The following is a 14,819-nucleotide window of genomic DNA, read 5'->3' as shown; positions in this document are numbered from 1 at the left end:
CCTTAATGTAGCCACGCAATTTGCCGACCAGATCGGCATTCTCGGCGAACTGTTCGGACAGGATGTCGCGCGCTCCCTCGAGCGCCGCCTTGGTATCGACGACGTCTTCGCTGATGTAGGCCAGCGCCAGCTCGGCGGGTGCAGCCGTACGGTCAGCGAGAATAGCTTCCGCCAGCGGTCCCAGCCCGCGCTCGCGCGCGATCTCGGCCTTGGTCCGGCGCTTCGGCTTGTAAGGCAGGTAGATGTCTTCGAGCTCGGCCTTGGTGACGGCCGCGGCGATCTTTGCCTCGAGCTCTTCAGTCAGCTTGCCCTGCTCGCGGATCGAACCAAGGATGGTGTCGCGGCGCGCGTCGAGTTCGCGCAGATAGGCGAGCCGCTCGGCAAGGTCGCGCAGCTGCGTGTCGTCGAGGCCGCCGGTGACCTCCTTGCGGTAGCGCGCCACGAACGGCACGGTCGCGCCGTCGTCGAGCAAGCCGATCGCCGCCGCAGCCTGTTCGGGCCGCGCGCCGATCTCGGCGGCTATGATGGTTGCGATGCGCTTGATGTCGGATGCCATGTCGTACCTGTCGTTGGTCGAAAGAGCAGCGACCATAGGCGCAGAGCACTGCTGCGCCAACTGCGCCATTTTCAACCCCCTGAGAGGTCCACAGGAAAGCTGCGGGCATGAGCGGTACGAATCGGATCAGACCATCCGGCTCAGCGCCTCGAAGAAGGAAACCATATCCAGATCGAGCGGATCGTCGACCGGTACCGGCTGCGACGACATCTTTGCGATTACAATTTCGGCCTTCGGATTGACGTAAAGCCACTGGCCGTGGATGCCGATGCCACAGAAGGCGCCGCTTGCCGCACCTGTCTGGTACCATTTGTTGCGATAGCGGCCACGCGGAAAGAGGAACGCCATCGTGCCGCGTTGCCAGGCCTCGGCATCACCGCCTGTTTCGGTCGTGTCGCGCACCCAAGCTTCCGGCACGACGCGGCGGCCATTGGCCGTGCCGCCTTGCCGCATCATCTCGCCGACACGTGCAAGGTCGCGCGGCGTCACCGAAATGCCGCCGGCGGTGCGCGACGTGCCTTCCATATCGACCGTCACCGAGGCGTCGCTGACGGCGCCGAGCGGCTCCCATAATTTTTCGCGCATCAGATCGGCGAAACGCCGGCCAGACGCACGTTCGAGCACGATGCCGAGCAGGTCGGAATTGGGCGAGCGATAGCGGTAGGTCTGGCCATGTGGCTCGCCAAGGCCCTGCAGCGTCATGAGGAAAGTGGCCAGGCTCTCGGTGCCCCCGCCTGGATTCCACAGCATGGCACGGCGATAGCGGGCGAAGGCGCTTTCCGGATCGAGATAGGCCTCTTCGAAATCGAGGCTGACACTCATGTCGAGCACGTGCCGCACACGCGCATCGCCATAGGCCGAGCCGGCGGCTTCGGGCAGATAGAGGCTTACCGGAGCCTGCGGATCGAAAATCCCCTCGCCTTCCAATATGCCGGCGACAATCGCGGTCAGCGACTTGCTGATCGAAAAGACGATGTGGCGTGCACCGGACTCCATATGCGGCGCGAACCAGTCGCCGACGAATTTGCCGCCCTTAATGATCGTCAGCGCGTCGGTTTCGGAGCGCCTGAGAAAAGCCGCGACCGTCTCCGCGCCGCCTGCAAGAGCGACCCTTTCACCAAGTAGCCCGCCGAAATCCTGCGCCGGCGCCTCGCTGCTGCCCGGCTTTGCCGCCACGGCAGCGCTCGGCACCAGCTCGCCGGCATTCTGGAACGACCACCGGCTGAACGGGCTTTCCCGCCAATTGCCGAGCACCACTTGGTTTCGGGCAAAGCCATACCTGGTCTCGAACGCGGTCTTGCCGGCCATTGGCGCTTCCTTCGGTCTTGGCGTTCTAGGCGAGCGCCGCGGCGATGGCTTGCACGGCTTTCAAAGTCGCCACCGAATAGGCGACATTGGTGAAATCCGGATAGCTCGAAAGCTTCACCACGACCATTTTCATATTCCAGTCGATGTGGATCAGCTGCCCGAACACGCCCCGGCACATCAGCGCCCGCGAGCGCGGGTCCTCGATCCAGAACTGGTTGCGGTAGCTGCCTTCCGGCAGGCTGGGACTGAAATCCGGTCCATGCCTGCCATTGCGCGTCGCCTCGATCCACTCAGCCGGCACCACGCCGCCCCCATTGTCGAGGATCAGCTGGCCGAAGCGGCCATAGTCGCGCAGCGTGGCGTTGAAGCCGCCATCGGCGACTGCATAACCGGCGCTGTCGACGGTGAAGCAGGCGCTTTCATCCGCACCGAGTTTTTGCCAGAGCTCTTCCGAAACCAGCTGCGCCAGCCGCTTGCCGCTCACCCGTTCCATGATGAAGGCAAGCACGTCGGTCTCGATCGAGCGGTATTCGAAGGCAGCGCCGTGCGGTCGGCTCTTTTCCTCAAGCCCCAGGATCAATTCGAACATGTGCGACGGCCAGCGGAAGGCCGGAGCGCTGCCCGGCGGCACCGGCTTCCAGCCGGTGGCTACATCGACCTGGCCGATGTCCGAATAGGGATCGGTGTATTCCTCGGAAAAGCGCACCCCGCTCGTCATGTCGAGCACATGCTGCACGCTGGCGCCTGCCCAGCCGGTCGCTTCCAGTTCCGGCAGATAGGTCGTCACCGGCAAAGCCGGATCGATCAGCCCGCGCCCGACCAGTATGCCGAACACGGAGGCGGTGACCGACTTCGCCATCGACTGCGACAGATGCAGCGTGCGCTCGGTCATGCCGTTGAAGTAGCGCTCATAGGCGACCTTGCCGCCCTTGAGCACCAGGAAGCCGTCGGTGTAGGTCTCGTCAAGCAGTCCGGCCAGCGTCGTCGGCTGCCCCATGCTGTCGTCCGCCGGCAGCAGGTCGAGGTTGACCTCGGCGCGCTCCAGCCTGTGGCGATGGCCATTGCCGCGCCAGACTTCGACGGTCGGCAGAATTTCGCGGATATGCTGGAACGCCCATCGGTTCCATGGCGGCCGGTCCCAGTCGAGCTTCGGCGGCACCATCCGTGGTGGCGAACCCTGCATGATCGGCGGCGCCGGTTCGCTGTTGCGGTAAGATTTCATCCAACCCCCTTGCGCAAGGAAGGGAGGCCGAAGCCTCCCTTCAGTCTGATCCTAGAGCAAGGCTACTTGCGCAAATTGGTCCAAATCTTGTTGTAGATCTCGACCACTTCCGGTGGGCAAGGCGGTACGAATTCCGCCGCCGGTGCACCGGCCGGCGGATTGATTTCCGGCGCGCTGGCGAAATCGGGCGGCAGGAACTTGTGGCTGCCGGTGATGCCGTTATCGTAGCCGGCGAATTCCGAAATCAGCGCCGCGTTTTCGGGAGCCATGACAAAGTCCTGGAACAGCTTGGCGTTTTCGAGATTCTTGGCGCCCTTCAACACGGCGACATTGTCCATCCAGCCTTCGATGCCTTCCTTGGGATAGGCGTATTTGATCGCCGGGATTTTCTGGCGCGCACGATAGGTTGCGCCATTCCAAGCCTCGGTAACGATCACGTCGCCGGAGGTGATCTTGGTGATGGTGTCGTAGCTGAAGGTCTTCCATGACGGCTTGGCGGCCATCAGTATGTCGTTGACCTTTTTCAGATTGGCCTTGTCGGCGCCGCAGCGCGGCACGCCGGCATAGCGCTCGGCCGCATGCATCACAGTGTTGACATCGTCGAGCATGTTGATCTGGCCCTTCAACTCGTCCGGCGGGTCGAACAGGATCGCCAGCGTGTCGATGTTCCCCTTGTATTTGTCGGTGTTGACTTCGAAGGTCGTGGTGCCGAACTGCCACGGCACGGTGTAGTGGCGGCCATTGTCCCAGTAGATGTCGACGAAGCGCGGGTCGAGGTTCTTGCCGTTTGGCATCGCATTGGGCTCGGTCTTTTCGAGCAGGCCCTCGTCGATCATGATCTTCACGGTGTAGTCGGAAGGGACGACGATGTCGTAGCCGGAATTGCCGGCGCGCACCTTCGACAGCATGGTCTCGTTGGAATCGTAGTCGTCCAGCGTCACCTTGACGTTGTATTGTTTTTCGAATTTTTCGATCAGCTTGGGGTTGGTGTAGTCACCCCAATTGTAGATGTGCAGCTCGCCGTCAGCGAGCGCAGGCACCGCCCATAAAAGCGCCGCCGTCGACACGGCAGCCATCAGTTTCCTAGACATCACACTCTCCTTTGCCTTCCCATTGATTCACTTGGCCTTGAGTCACTTGGCGCGGCGGCGCGCGATCAGGAACGATATCGAGACGAACAGGATCGAGACCAGCAGCAGGATGGTCGAGATGGCGTTGATCTCCGGCGTCATCGGCCGCCTGATCTGGTTCCAGATGTAGAGGGGCAGCGTCGTCTGCCCGGGGCCGGCGACCAGCTGCGTGATGGTGAAATCGTCGAAGGAGACGATGAAGGCGAGCGCCCCACCCGACAGAACGCCGGGAACCAGCAATGGCAGCGTTATGCGCCTGAAAGCATGCCACGGCGTGGCATAGAGGTCGGCCGCCGCAGCTTCGAGCGTCAGGTCCATGTCCTCGAGCCGCGCCCGGATCGGCATATAGGCGAATGGAATGCAAAAGACGGTGTGGGCGAGGATCAGATTGCCGATGCCGAAATTGAGCCCGAGCGTGCCCGCGATCAGCGCAAAGAACGAGAGCGTCGCCACCGCTGTGATAATTTCCGGAACCATCAGCGGCAGATTGATGACCATGAAGGCGGCCGACAGCCCGGGCCATGGCTTCACCCGGGTCATGCCGATCGCCGCCAGCGTCGCGGCGATCGTCGAAATGATCGTGGCGGTGACAGAGATGATCAGTGTGTTCTTGGCGGCGTTGTGGAATTCCTGGTTGAGCAGCGCACTGCCATACCAACCGAATCCGATGCCTTCCCAACGCGTCACCAGCGAACCGGTGTTCAGCGAAAAAATCATCAGGATCAGGATTGGCGCGTAAAGCACGCAGAGGCAGATGATGGCGATCGAGCGGAAGCCCGGCTGATCCTTGATATCGGCACTGCGGGGGTCAGCCATGCCGCATCTTCCCCGACGTGTTGCGGACATAGAAGTAGAGCGCCACCAGCACCGCGGCCATCAGGATCAGCGCCTGTGCGCAACCGAGCGGCCAGTTGCGCCCGGAACCGAATTGCTGGGCGATGAGATCGCCGATCATCAGATGGATGCCGCCGCCCAGGATCAGTGGCGTCACATAGGCGCCGAGGGCTGGAATGAAGACCAGCAGGCAACCGGCGATGATGCCGGGCAGCGACAGCGGGATGATCACGCGCCACAGCACCTGCCGACGTGTCGCATAGAGGTCGTAGGCCGCCTCGACCAGGCGGAAATCCAGCTTCTCCAGGCTGGAATAGAGCGGCAGCACCATGAACGGCAGGAACGAATAGAGCAGGCCGAGCTGGATGGCGAAGTTGGTGTAGAGCATGGTGATCGGCTTCTCGATCACACCCAGTGCCATCAGCGCGTTGTTGATGAGGCCCTCGTCGCGGATGATGAACATGATGGCGAGTGTGCGCACCAGAAGGTTCGACCAGAACGGGATGGTCATCAGCAGCACCCACCAGTTGCGCTGCGCCGGCGGTCGCGTCGCCATGAAATAGGCGGTCGGAAAGCCGAGCAGCAGGCAGATGATCGTCGTCACCACGGCAAACAGAAACGAGCGCAGATAGATGATCAGGAAATCCGGCGTGAACTGCAGCGTGTCGTCGAAAATATCGCGCTGGAACAGGAAGTTCAGATAGGCGTCTGTCGAGAACTTCCACTGCACGCCGCCATAGGGTGCTGCGGCGAGAAATGAATAGATGAGGATGATGAGAAGCGGCAGCACGCCGAAGACGCCGATGATTACCAAAGCCGGCAACGAAAGCAGGCGGTGGCGCCTTGCAGTGGCTTTCTCCGCCTCCGCTTCGAATACCGCCGCCTTGGAAAAGGTGATTGCCATCAATCCCTCAAAATGCGCGCGCCATCGTCCTCGAACACGACACCGACCTTGGCGCCCGGCTCGAATGAGACGGCGCCAGAGCGGCTGTTCTGGTGGCGCACGATGAAATCGTCGCCGCCTTCGAGCTTCACGTGATAGTGGGTGTCGGTGCCGAAATAGACGACATTTGCCAGCGTTCCCGAGACCATGCCCTTGGCGGCATCGGCGACGAGATCAGCATGTTCCGGCCGCACCACCACAGTCACCGCGCCGGAAGGGTCGAAGTTTTCCGGAAATCCCGCCGCCACCGTAGCTTCGGAGGCAATCTTCACCATTGCGATGCCGGATTTCTTCGACACGACAGTGCCCTTAAGGAAATTGGTTTCGCCAATGAAGTCGGCGACGAAGCGCTCGGCCGGCCGGTCGTAAATATCGCGCGGCGTGCCGACCTGCAGGATCTTGCCGGCCGACATCACGGCGATGCGGTCCGACATGGTCAGCGCTTCTTCCTGGTCGTGGGTGACGAAGATGAAGGTGATGCCGGTCTGGTGCTGCAGCCGTTTCAGTTCGATCTGCATTTCCTTGCGCAGCTTGTAGTCGAGCGCCGACAGCGGCTCGTCGAGCAACAGCACTTTCGGCTGCGGCGCCAGCGCGCGCGCCAGTGCCACGCGCTGCTGCTGGCCGCCGGAGATCTGGCTGGTGCGGCGGGCACTCAGCGCCTCCATCTTGACCAGCTTCAGCATCTCGGCGACGCGCGCCTTGATTTCGCTCTTCGGCTTGCCCAGCATCTCCAGACCGAAGCCGATATTCTCGGCCACCGTCATGTGCGGGAACAGCGCGTAGGACTGGAAGACGGTGTTGACCGGCCGCTTGAACGGCGGCAGCGGCGCGATGTCCTGGCCGTGCAGCAGGATTTCGCCTTCGCTGGGGAAATCGAAGCCGGCGATCAGCCGAAGCAGCGTCGTCTTTCCGCAACCGGACGGCCCCAGCAGCGTGAAGAACTCGTTCTCGCGGATCGACACCGAAACGGTGTCGAGAGCTGCGACTTGTGCGTCCCCGGTACCGAATACCTTGCGGACGCCGCGGACCTCGATTGCACTCTTACCCGGCTGATCCGGCACGCACTTCCCCATTGTTATGTCCGCTCTTGTTGGCGGATCCAGTTCCCATTCGATTGTCAGCATATGCCGGTCGGCTTGGCAACCATGCATCTGAATCTCGGTTCAGAACGCAAGCTCCGTGCCATCGTCAGCGCCATCATCAAACCTGATGAGTGATCTTGCCGCCGCAGATGGTAGTCACCGGATGCACCTTGTGTAACAAACCCGGTTCAGCTGCCTCGATATCGGCGGACAGCACCACCAGATCGGCCAGATAGCCGGTTTTCAGCCGGCCCTTGCGGTGCTCCATGAATTCGGCATAAGCGCCTTCGACTGTATAGCCCGCAAGCGCTTCCAACAGCGAGAAGCTCTGGTCGGGAACGCCGTCTGCCCAAGCTTTGCGCAGCATCGCCGCCTGAATGCCCAGGATCGGCTCGATCCGCGACACCGGCCAGTCGGAAGCGAAGACGACATGCGCGCCCGCCTGCTTCAGCGTCCGCCAGGCATAGCTCAGCGGCCATCTTTCGCGGCCGATGCGTGAAAGCGTCGGCTCCAGCGGGAAGTCCATGGCGCCGGGCGGGTGCGGCGGCTGCATCGAGGCGATGACGCCGAGTTCGGCGAAGCGTGGCACGTCGGCGGCAGTGGTAACCTCGATGTGCTCGACCCGGTGCCGGCTGTCGCGTTTGCCGTTCTTCCGCTGCGCCGCCTCGTACCCATCGAGGACCGCGCGCACCGCGCCGTCGCCGATCGAATGCACCGCGACCTGCAGCCCGCGCCGGTCGGCCTCCACCGCCACCTCGGCGAGATGCTCCGGCGTAAACAGCGGCTCACCGCGCCAGCCCGGCCGGTCGGCATAGTCGTCGACCATGACCGCGGTCCAGCCTTCCAGCACGCCGTCGTAAAACATCTTGACCATGCCGGACGACAGCCATTCCGATTGGTAGGAGTTGGCCATGCTCGATGCCTTTTCCAGCCTGTCGAGCGTCATGAAGTTCTTGAAATGAAAAGGTATCTTGGTGCGGCAGAGCAGCCGCCCTTCCTGTTCCAGCCCGGCTAGCAGCTCGAGCTGGTAAAGATTGCCGTCCATGTTGTGGATCGAGGTGATGCCGTGGCGGGCGCACCATTGCAGCCCGCGATGCATCAGGTCGCGATCGGCCGCGACTTCGGGGGCGGAGGGATACGGCTCGGGCTCGCCGCCTGTCGCAAGGCCGAGCCGAACGCGGTTCTGCCCGGAGAGTTCGAGAATCGGCCCGAACGCCTCGCCCTCGCGCAATTCGCCCGCCGCGAGCCCGTCGGCGCCCATGACGATCTCATTGCCGGGGCCGAGTTGGTTGCCGTGCAGGATGCCAGCCAGCTCAAGCGCCCTGGTGTTGGCCCACATCGTGTGGTGATCGGAAGCCGACATGGCGAAGGGTCGGTCGGCGATAATGCGGTCGAGATGATGGCGAGTGACCGGCTCTTCCTTCGAAAGGATCGTGTAGTCGACGCCGGCCCCAAGCAGCAATTTGGCGTTCGGCCGTGCCGCAGCGTAGGCGCGGATCGCGTCGCTCAGCGCATCGAAGCCATGCACGCCCTGAAGGTGCAGATTGTCGAGCTCGGCCGCGCCGCCGAAAAGATGCATATGCGCTTCGATGAAGCCCGGCACCACCGAACCGCCTTGCGCATCGATGATCTTCGTGGCCGGCCCTTTCAGCGCCTCGATCGTCCGGCGATCGCCAACCGCCAGGACGTTGCCGTCCTTTATCGCCACCGCCTCGGCCGTCGGATTGCCTTCGTCCATGGTCAGCACACGGGCATTGGTGACGATCAGGTCGGCATTTGAACTCATGATTTCCCAGGGTTTGGTTGCGCTACCGGCAGGCTAGACGACCGGCTGCCATGCCAGCAAGCCATGGCTGGTTGGCCCAGCGCCTTGTGAAAGGCAGTGCAGGACGGTTAGGGTCGCCGCGTCTCACCACGGAACAATTTCATGAAGACTGTTTTTTCGCCTCTCCATGCCGGCCATTCGGGCAATGTCGAATTGATCGCCGGCGCCATCGTGCCGGCTTTTGAAAAGCCTTCGCGCGCCGAGTTCATCAGAGCGCGGGTGGAGAGCGAGAAGCTCGGTCCGATCCTGCCGCCGGAAATCCACGACCTCGCCGCAGCCAGGAAGGTGCATGCCAGCGACTACATCGATTTCCTGCCGACCGTGTGGCCGCTCTGGGAAGCGTCGGGCCGCAGCGGCTCGGCCATTCCCTTCACCTGGCCGACGCGCGGCCTGCGCGGCGACGTGCGACCGAACGGCATCGATGCGCTGCTCGGCTTCTACTCCTTCGACGGCGGCGCGACGTTCGTCAAAGGCACATGGGACGCGATCAAGTCGTCCTACGACGTCGCGCTGACCGCCGCCGCGCTGGTCAAGGCCGGTGAGCCTTCCGCCTTCGCGCTCTGTCGCCCGCCGGGGCACCATGCAGGCGCCGCCTTCATGGGCGGCTATTGCTTCATCAACAACGCCGCCGTCGCCGCGCAATGGTTCCGTGACCATGGCGCCGGGCGCGTGTCGATCCTCGACGTCGACTATCACCACGGCAACGGCACCCAGGAGATATTCTACCGCCGCGGCGACGTTCAGGTGCTGAACCTGCATGGCGATCCGATGACCGAATACCCCTTCTTCCTCGGCCATGCCGACGAACGCGGCGAGGGCGACGGCGAAGGCTTCAACGACAATTACCCGATGCCCTTCGGCACCGGCTGGGACGCGTGGAACGCCTCGCTCGAGGACGCTTGCACGAGGCTTTCGGCTTATGCTCCTGACGTCGTCGTGGTTTCACTCGGCGTCGACACTTTCGAGAAGGACCCGATCAGCCAGTTCAAGCTGAAAACGGGCGACTACCCTAGGATCGGCCGCCGCATCGCCAGGCTCGGACTGCCGACGCTGTTCGTCATGGAAGGCGGCTACGCGGTCGAGGAGATCGGCATCAACGCCGTCGGCGTGCTGACCGGCTTCGAGGACCGCTAGAAGCGCCGCCAGTGCCTGCCAATCACAGGCAGCGCGTGGCAAGCGTGCCGCCGGCCTGACTGACGCTCCGCCTGCAGCGGCACGCGCAGGCCGGTCCGCTATCTTGTTGTTGGACCATGATGTTTTTCCAGAATGCGTTCGCCCTTTGCGAAATGATGTTCTATTTTTTGAATCCTTGGCTTGAGGGGCCGATTCATCGGAAAGAACAAACGCATTTGAGCCCGGGAAGGCATTTATGAACGACGACACACCGGAAAGCGAAAGCGCCTCGGCGCTGGCGCCGTTCCGGCACGGCATCTTCCGGGCGGTGTGGTCCGCCAGCCTTGTCTCCAATTTCGGTGGCCTCATCCAGGGCGTTGGCGCCGCCTGGATGATGACGACGATCGCCACCTCGTCCTACCAGGTGGCATTGGTCCAGGCCTCGACCACCTTGCCGATCATGCTCTTCGCGCTGCTGGCCGGCGCCATCGCCGACAGCTTCAACCGGCGCAAAATCATGCTGATCGCCCAGATCTTCATGCTCGTCGTCTCGGCTCTTCTGACCGTCTTCACCTATCTCGACCTGATGACGCCGTGGACGCTGCTCGCCTTCACCTTCCTGATCGACAGCGGCACCGCACTCAACAGTCCGTCCTGGCAGGCTTCGGTCGGCGACATGGTGCCTCGCACCAAGGTGCCGGCGGCGATCGCGCTCAACTCGATGGGCTTCAACCTGACGCGCAGCGTCGGCCCGGCGATCGGTGGCATCATCGTTGCCGCCGCAGGCGCCGCCGCCGCCTTTGCCGTCAACACGCTGAGCTATGTCGGCCTCATCGTCGTGCTGGCCCGCTGGAGGCCGGAACTGCCGGCATCGACCCTGCCGCGAGAGACACTGGGCGCCGCCATGGGCGCCGGCCTGCGCTACGTCGCCATGTCGCCCAATATCGGCAAGGTGCTGGTCAGGAGCTCGGCCTTCGGCTTCAGCGCCGGCGCGGTCCTGGCGCTGCTGCCGCTGGTCGCGCGTGACGTCGTCAAGGGCGATGCCTTGAGCTACGGCATCATGCTCGGCGCCTTCGGCATCGGCGCCGTCGGCGGCGCGCTGACCAGCGTCAGGCTGCGACAGCTGCTGTCCAGCGAAACCATGGTGCGCATGGCATTCGCCGGCTTTGCCGTCTGCGCCTTCAACGCCGCCGTCAGCAATCATGCCTGGCAGACGTCGCTCGGCCTGCTGGTCGGCGGCGCCTGCTGGGTGATGGCGCTGTCGCATTTCAACGTCACCGTGCAGATGTCGACGCCTCGCTGGGTGGTCGGCCGCGTGCTTTCGGTCTACCAGACCGCGACCTTCGGCGGCATCGCGCTCGGCAGCTGGGTCTGGGGTGTCGTTGCCGACGCGCATGGCGCCGAAGCCGCCCTGATGGCGGCCAGTGTCGCCATGCTGGCGGGAGGCGCCATCGGCCTGCTTCTGCCGCTGCCGCAGCAGGCGGTGCTCAACCTCGACCCGCTCAACCGTTTTCAGGAGCCGCATCTGGCGCTCGATCTCAAGCCGCGCAGCGGCCCCATCGCCATCATGATCGAATATGTCATCCGTAACGAGGACGTGCCGGAATTCCTCGCCACCATGGCCGAGCGCGGCCGCGTTCGCCGGCGTGACGGCGCCCGCAACTGGACGCTGGCGCGCGACCTCGAAAATCCCTCAATATGGATCGAGCACTACCACACGCCGACCTGGGTCGAATATATCCGCCACAATCGGCGCGCAACCTACGCCGACGCGGTCATCGGCGAGCGTATAAGGGCCCTGCACAGCGGCAACGAGCCACCGCGCGTCCGCCGCATGATCGAGCGCCCGACAACGGCCGGCACGGCGCTGGTGATGCCGAAGGGGCCGATCGAGCATTAATGGCCGGCGGTGCGTCCAGTTGGACGAGCAAAATGAAATTGCGGCGCCTGGCCCAATCCGCGAATGCACGAACAGGATGGCCATTGTGGAGAGACGGTTATATCAGTGGATGTGACTATGACCACTAAGGGGAGACGATGCGTTACATACGTCCGCTTTCAATTGAAGACGCCGCTGGCCTGTTGGCCGGTTCAGCCGGCACAGCCGCCATCCTCGCCGGAGGCAGCGACCTCTTGGTGAGAATGAAAGGTGGCTTTATCGAACCCGACCTGATCGTCGACATCAAGGCGATCGACGGGCTTGGCGAGATCAGGGAAACAGCCGATGGCTTCAGCATCGGCGCGGCGGTCCCGTGCGCTGTGCTGGGCGAGAACACGGCCCTGCAGAAGGCATGGCCCGGCGTCGTCGAAGCGGCCAAGCTGATCGGCTCCAAGCAGGTGCAGGGACGCTGCACCATCGTCGGCAATCTGTGCAACGCCTCGCCGGCCGCCGACAGCGTGCCGGCGCTGGTGGCAGCTGGCGCCAAGGCGGTGGTCGTCGGCCCGGGAACCAGGCGCACGATTGCCGTGGAAGCGGTGCCGACTGGGCCGGGCAAGACGTCGCTGGCCAAGGGCGAGATCATCGAGGCAATCCTGCTCGACAAACGTCTGCCGCGTTCGGGCGATGCCTATCTGCGTTTCATTCCGCGCACGGAGATGGACATCGCCGTGGTAAGCGCCGGCGTGAACCTGACGCTCGATGAGCAAGGTCGCGTCAAATCCGCCCGGCTGGCGCTGGGCGCCGTGGCGCCGACGGTGATTCTGGTCGAGGAGGCCGCAGAGGTTCTCATCGGCTCCAAGCTGGACGAAGCCACGCTGGAGAGGCTCGCTAAGGTCTGCTCGGGGGCCTGCCGTCCGATCGACGACAAGCGGGGCACTATCGAATTCAGACGGAAAGTCGCGGGTGTGCTGGCCAAGCGGGCCGCCACGACCGCCTATGCACGCGCAGGAGGCAAATGATGGCTGGTGTGGCAGTCTCAACGACAATCAACGGCGACAATGTCGAGTATCTTTGCCAACCGGACGAGACACTGCTTGACGTGCTGCGCGATCGCCTGGGGCTTACGGGCGCCAAGGAAGGCTGCGGCACCGGCGACTGTGGGGCCTGCAGCATCATCCTCGACGACCGTCTGGTGTGCTCGTGCCTGGTGCTCGGCGCCGAGGCCGAGGGCCGGCACGTCGAGACCATCGAGGGCATGGCGCATGGCGACACGCTGCATCCCTTGCAACAGAAATTCCTGGAGCACGCCGCGCTTCAATGCGGCATCTGCACGCCGGGCTTCCTGATCGCGGCCAAGGACCTTTTGGCCAAGAACCCCGATCCGACCGAGGAGGAAATCCGCTTCGGCCTCGCCGGCAACCTCTGCCGCTGCACCGGCTATGACAAGATCGTGCGCGCCGTCCAGGACGCCGCGAGCGTGATGAAGGGAGCCTGACGATGAATTTCGATCCGCGTTATTCGGGACGCAGTTTCACATCTGTCGGCACGCGCCCCATCCGTCCCGACGGCGTCGACAAGGTGACGGGCCGCGCGCGCTACGGCGCCGACTTCAACATGGCCGGGCAACTGGTCGGGCGCATCCTGCGCAGCCCGCACGCCCACGCCGTGATCCGCAAGATCGACATCTCGAAGGCGGAGAAGCTTCCGGGCGTCAAGGCGGTGATAACGGCCGCCGACCTGCCGGACCTCACCGACGGCGATGCCGCCATGTACGACATCCTCGACAACTGCATGGCGCGCAAGAAAGCGCTCTATGACGGCCATGCCGTGGCCGCGGTCGCGGCGGTCGATGCCCGCACGGCGAGGCAGGCCCTGAAGCTGATCGAGGTCGATTACGAGGTGCTGCCGCATGTCACCGATGTCGACGAGGCGATGAAGCACTCCGCACCCCTGGTCAACGACGCCATCTTCACCGAGGGCCTCGAGCAAAAGCCCGTCAAGCCTTCCAATGTCACCAAGCGCAGCCAGTTCGGCCATGGCGACATCCACCAGGGTTTCGGCCAGGCCGATTTCGTCGTCGAACGCTCCTTCAAGACCGAGCAGACGCACCAGGGTTACATCGAGCCGCATGCCTGCGTGGCCAATGTCAGCTCGGACGGCACCGCCGACCTGTGGGTCTGCACGCAAGGCCATTTTGTCTACCGCCAGCACTGCGCCCAGCTGCTTGGCATGGAAGCCTCGAAGCTGCGCGTCACCTCCTCGGAGATCGGCGGCGGTTTCGGCGGCAAGACCCATGTCTGGGCCGAGCCGGTGGCGCTGGCGCTGTCGCGCAAGGCCGGCCGGCCGGTCAAGCTGGTGATGACGCGCGACGAAGTGTTCCGCGCCTCCGGCCCGACCAGCGCCACCTCGATCGACGTCAGGATCGGCGCCCGCAAGGACGGCACGATCACGGCGGCAGAGGCGACGCTGCGCTATAGCTGCGGCCCTTATGCCGGCACGTGGGCCGAGATCGGCGCCATGACCGCCTTTGCCTGCTACAAGCTCGAGAACGTCAAGACGGTCGGCTACGAAGTGCTGGTCAACCGGCCCAAGACCGCAGCCTATCGCGCGCCGTCGGCGCCGATGGCGGCGTTTGCGGTGGAAAGCGCGGTCGACGAGCTGGCCAAGGAGATAGGCATGGATCCCGTCGAGTTCCGGATCAGGAACGCGGCGCAGGAAGGCACTAGATCGTCCTACGGACCGGTATACGGTCCGATCGGCATTGGCCCGACGCTGGAGGCGGTGAAGAACCATCCGCACATGAAGGCGCCGCTCGGCAAGAACCAGGGCCGCGGCATGGCCTGCGGCTTCTGGTTCAATTTCGGTGGCCAGACCTGCACCGACCTCAACATCGGCATGGACGGTTCCGACGGCGAGCGAGACCGAAC

General features: G+C 63.7%; 13 protein-coding genes. 5 read left to right on the top strand and 8 right to left on the bottom strand.

The window, feature by feature from the left end:
• From E5W70_RS20550 to E5W70_RS20515, 8 genes are all read right to left on the bottom strand, one after another.
• On the bottom strand, window positions 1-556 hold a 556-nt coding region (locus E5W70_RS20550), incomplete at its 3' end, for a Tex-like N-terminal domain-containing protein (RefSeq protein ID WP_292661586.1).
• 126 nt (window positions 557-682) lie between these two features.
• Window positions 683-1,864 (bottom strand): serine hydrolase, encoded by a 1,182-nt coding sequence (locus E5W70_RS20545; RefSeq protein ID WP_292661579.1) that lies wholly within the window; start codon window positions 1,862-1,864, stop codon window positions 683-685.
• A gap of 25 nt (window positions 1,865-1,889) precedes the next feature.
• Window positions 1,890-3,086: a serine hydrolase gene (locus E5W70_RS20540; RefSeq protein WP_292661576.1), complete on the bottom strand. Its 1,197-nt coding sequence runs from the start codon at window positions 3,084-3,086 to the stop codon at window positions 1,890-1,892.
• Window positions 3,087-3,148: 62 nt separating this feature from the next.
• Window positions 3,149-4,177, bottom strand: coding sequence for an extracellular solute-binding protein (locus tag E5W70_RS20535; protein ID WP_292661573.1), 1,029 nt, complete (start codon window positions 4,175-4,177; stop codon window positions 3,149-3,151).
• A 42-nt stretch (window positions 4,178-4,219) separates the two neighbouring features.
• Window positions 4,220-5,032 carry an ABC transporter permease gene (locus tag E5W70_RS20530; protein ID WP_292661570.1) on the bottom strand — a complete coding sequence of 271 codons (813 nt, stop codon included), beginning with the start codon at window positions 5,030-5,032 and terminating at the stop codon, window positions 4,220-4,222.
• The gene (locus E5W70_RS20525; protein ID WP_292661567.1) at window positions 5,025-5,954 is read right to left on the bottom strand and encodes an ABC transporter permease; all 930 of its coding nucleotides are present in this window, start codon (window positions 5,952-5,954) and stop codon (window positions 5,025-5,027) included. Before E5W70_RS20525 ends, E5W70_RS20530 begins: the two co-directional genes overlap by 8 nt.
• Window positions 5,954-7,054, bottom strand: coding sequence for an ABC transporter ATP-binding protein (locus tag E5W70_RS20520; RefSeq protein ID WP_292661564.1), 1,101 nt, complete (start codon window positions 7,052-7,054; stop codon window positions 5,954-5,956). The genes E5W70_RS20525 and E5W70_RS20520 overlap by 1 nt, the downstream gene beginning before the upstream one ends.
• Window positions 7,055-7,193: 139 nt before the next feature.
• Window positions 7,194-8,861, bottom strand: a complete 1,668-nt coding sequence (locus E5W70_RS20515) for an amidohydrolase (protein ID WP_292661562.1) — start codon at window positions 8,859-8,861, stop codon at window positions 7,194-7,196.
• Window positions 8,862-9,002: 141 nt separating this feature from the next.
• Between E5W70_RS20515 and E5W70_RS20510 the strand changes: the two genes are divergently transcribed.
• The 5 genes from E5W70_RS20510 to E5W70_RS20490 all read left to right on the top strand — a co-directional run.
• Window positions 9,003-10,034: a histone deacetylase family protein gene (locus E5W70_RS20510; protein WP_292661559.1), complete on the top strand. Its 1,032-nt coding sequence runs from the start codon at window positions 9,003-9,005 to the stop codon at window positions 10,032-10,034.
• A gap of 235 nt (window positions 10,035-10,269) precedes the next feature.
• Window positions 10,270-11,913: an MFS transporter gene (locus tag E5W70_RS20505; protein WP_292661556.1), complete on the top strand. Its 1,644-nt coding sequence runs from the start codon at window positions 10,270-10,272 to the stop codon at window positions 11,911-11,913.
• Between the two features lie 137 nt (window positions 11,914-12,050).
• Entirely contained in the window at window positions 12,051-12,911 is an 861-nt protein-coding gene (locus tag E5W70_RS20500) for a xanthine dehydrogenase family protein subunit M (protein ID WP_292661553.1), read from the top strand.
• Complete coding sequence (locus tag E5W70_RS20495) at window positions 12,911-13,387, top strand: (2Fe-2S)-binding protein (protein ID WP_292661550.1); 477 nt, start codon at window positions 12,911-12,913, stop codon at window positions 13,385-13,387. The genes E5W70_RS20500 and E5W70_RS20495 overlap by 1 nt, the downstream gene beginning before the upstream one ends.
• 2 nt (window positions 13,388-13,389) lie before the next feature.
• Window positions 13,390-14,819, top strand: a 1,430-nt coding sequence (locus E5W70_RS20490; RefSeq protein WP_292661547.1) for a xanthine dehydrogenase family protein molybdopterin-binding subunit, incomplete at its 3' end; no start/stop codon positions are given.

This window comes from Mesorhizobium sp., assembly GCF_005063415.1.
Taxonomy (GTDB): domain Bacteria; phylum Pseudomonadota; class Alphaproteobacteria; order Rhizobiales; family Rhizobiaceae; genus Mesorhizobium.
This window is presented reverse-complemented; position numbering and strand designations above follow the sequence as displayed.

Excerpts from the sequence above, each read along its gene's own strand:
- E5W70_RS20545 (WP_292661579.1), bottom strand. The coding sequence starts at position 1,864 with ATGGCCGGCAAGACCGCGTTCGAGACCAGGTATGGCTTTGCCCGAAAC.
- E5W70_RS20540 (WP_292661576.1), bottom strand. The coding sequence starts at position 3,086 with ATGAAATCTTACCGCAACAGCGAACCGGCGCCGCCGATCATGCAGGGT.
- E5W70_RS20535 (WP_292661573.1), bottom strand. The coding sequence starts at position 4,177 with ATGTCTAGGAAACTGATGGCTGCCGTGTCGACGGCGGCGCTTTTATGG.
- E5W70_RS20530 (WP_292661570.1), bottom strand. The coding sequence starts at position 5,032 with ATGGCTGACCCCCGCAGTGCCGATATCAAGGATCAGCCGGGCTTCCGC.
- E5W70_RS20525 (WP_292661567.1), bottom strand. The coding sequence starts at position 5,954 with ATGGCAATCACCTTTTCCAAGGCGGCGGTATTCGAAGCGGAGGCGGAG.
- E5W70_RS20515 (WP_292661562.1), bottom strand. The coding sequence starts at position 8,861 with ATGAGTTCAAATGCCGACCTGATCGTCACCAATGCCCGTGTGCTGACC.
- E5W70_RS20510 (WP_292661559.1), top strand. The coding sequence starts at position 9,003 with ATGAAGACTGTTTTTTCGCCTCTCCATGCCGGCCATTCGGGCAATGTC.
- E5W70_RS20505 (WP_292661556.1), top strand. The coding sequence starts at position 10,270 with ATGAACGACGACACACCGGAAAGCGAAAGCGCCTCGGCGCTGGCGCCG.
- E5W70_RS20500 (WP_292661553.1), top strand. The coding sequence starts at position 12,051 with ATGCGTTACATACGTCCGCTTTCAATTGAAGACGCCGCTGGCCTGTTG.
- E5W70_RS20495 (WP_292661550.1), top strand. The coding sequence starts at position 12,911 with ATGGCTGGTGTGGCAGTCTCAACGACAATCAACGGCGACAATGTCGAG.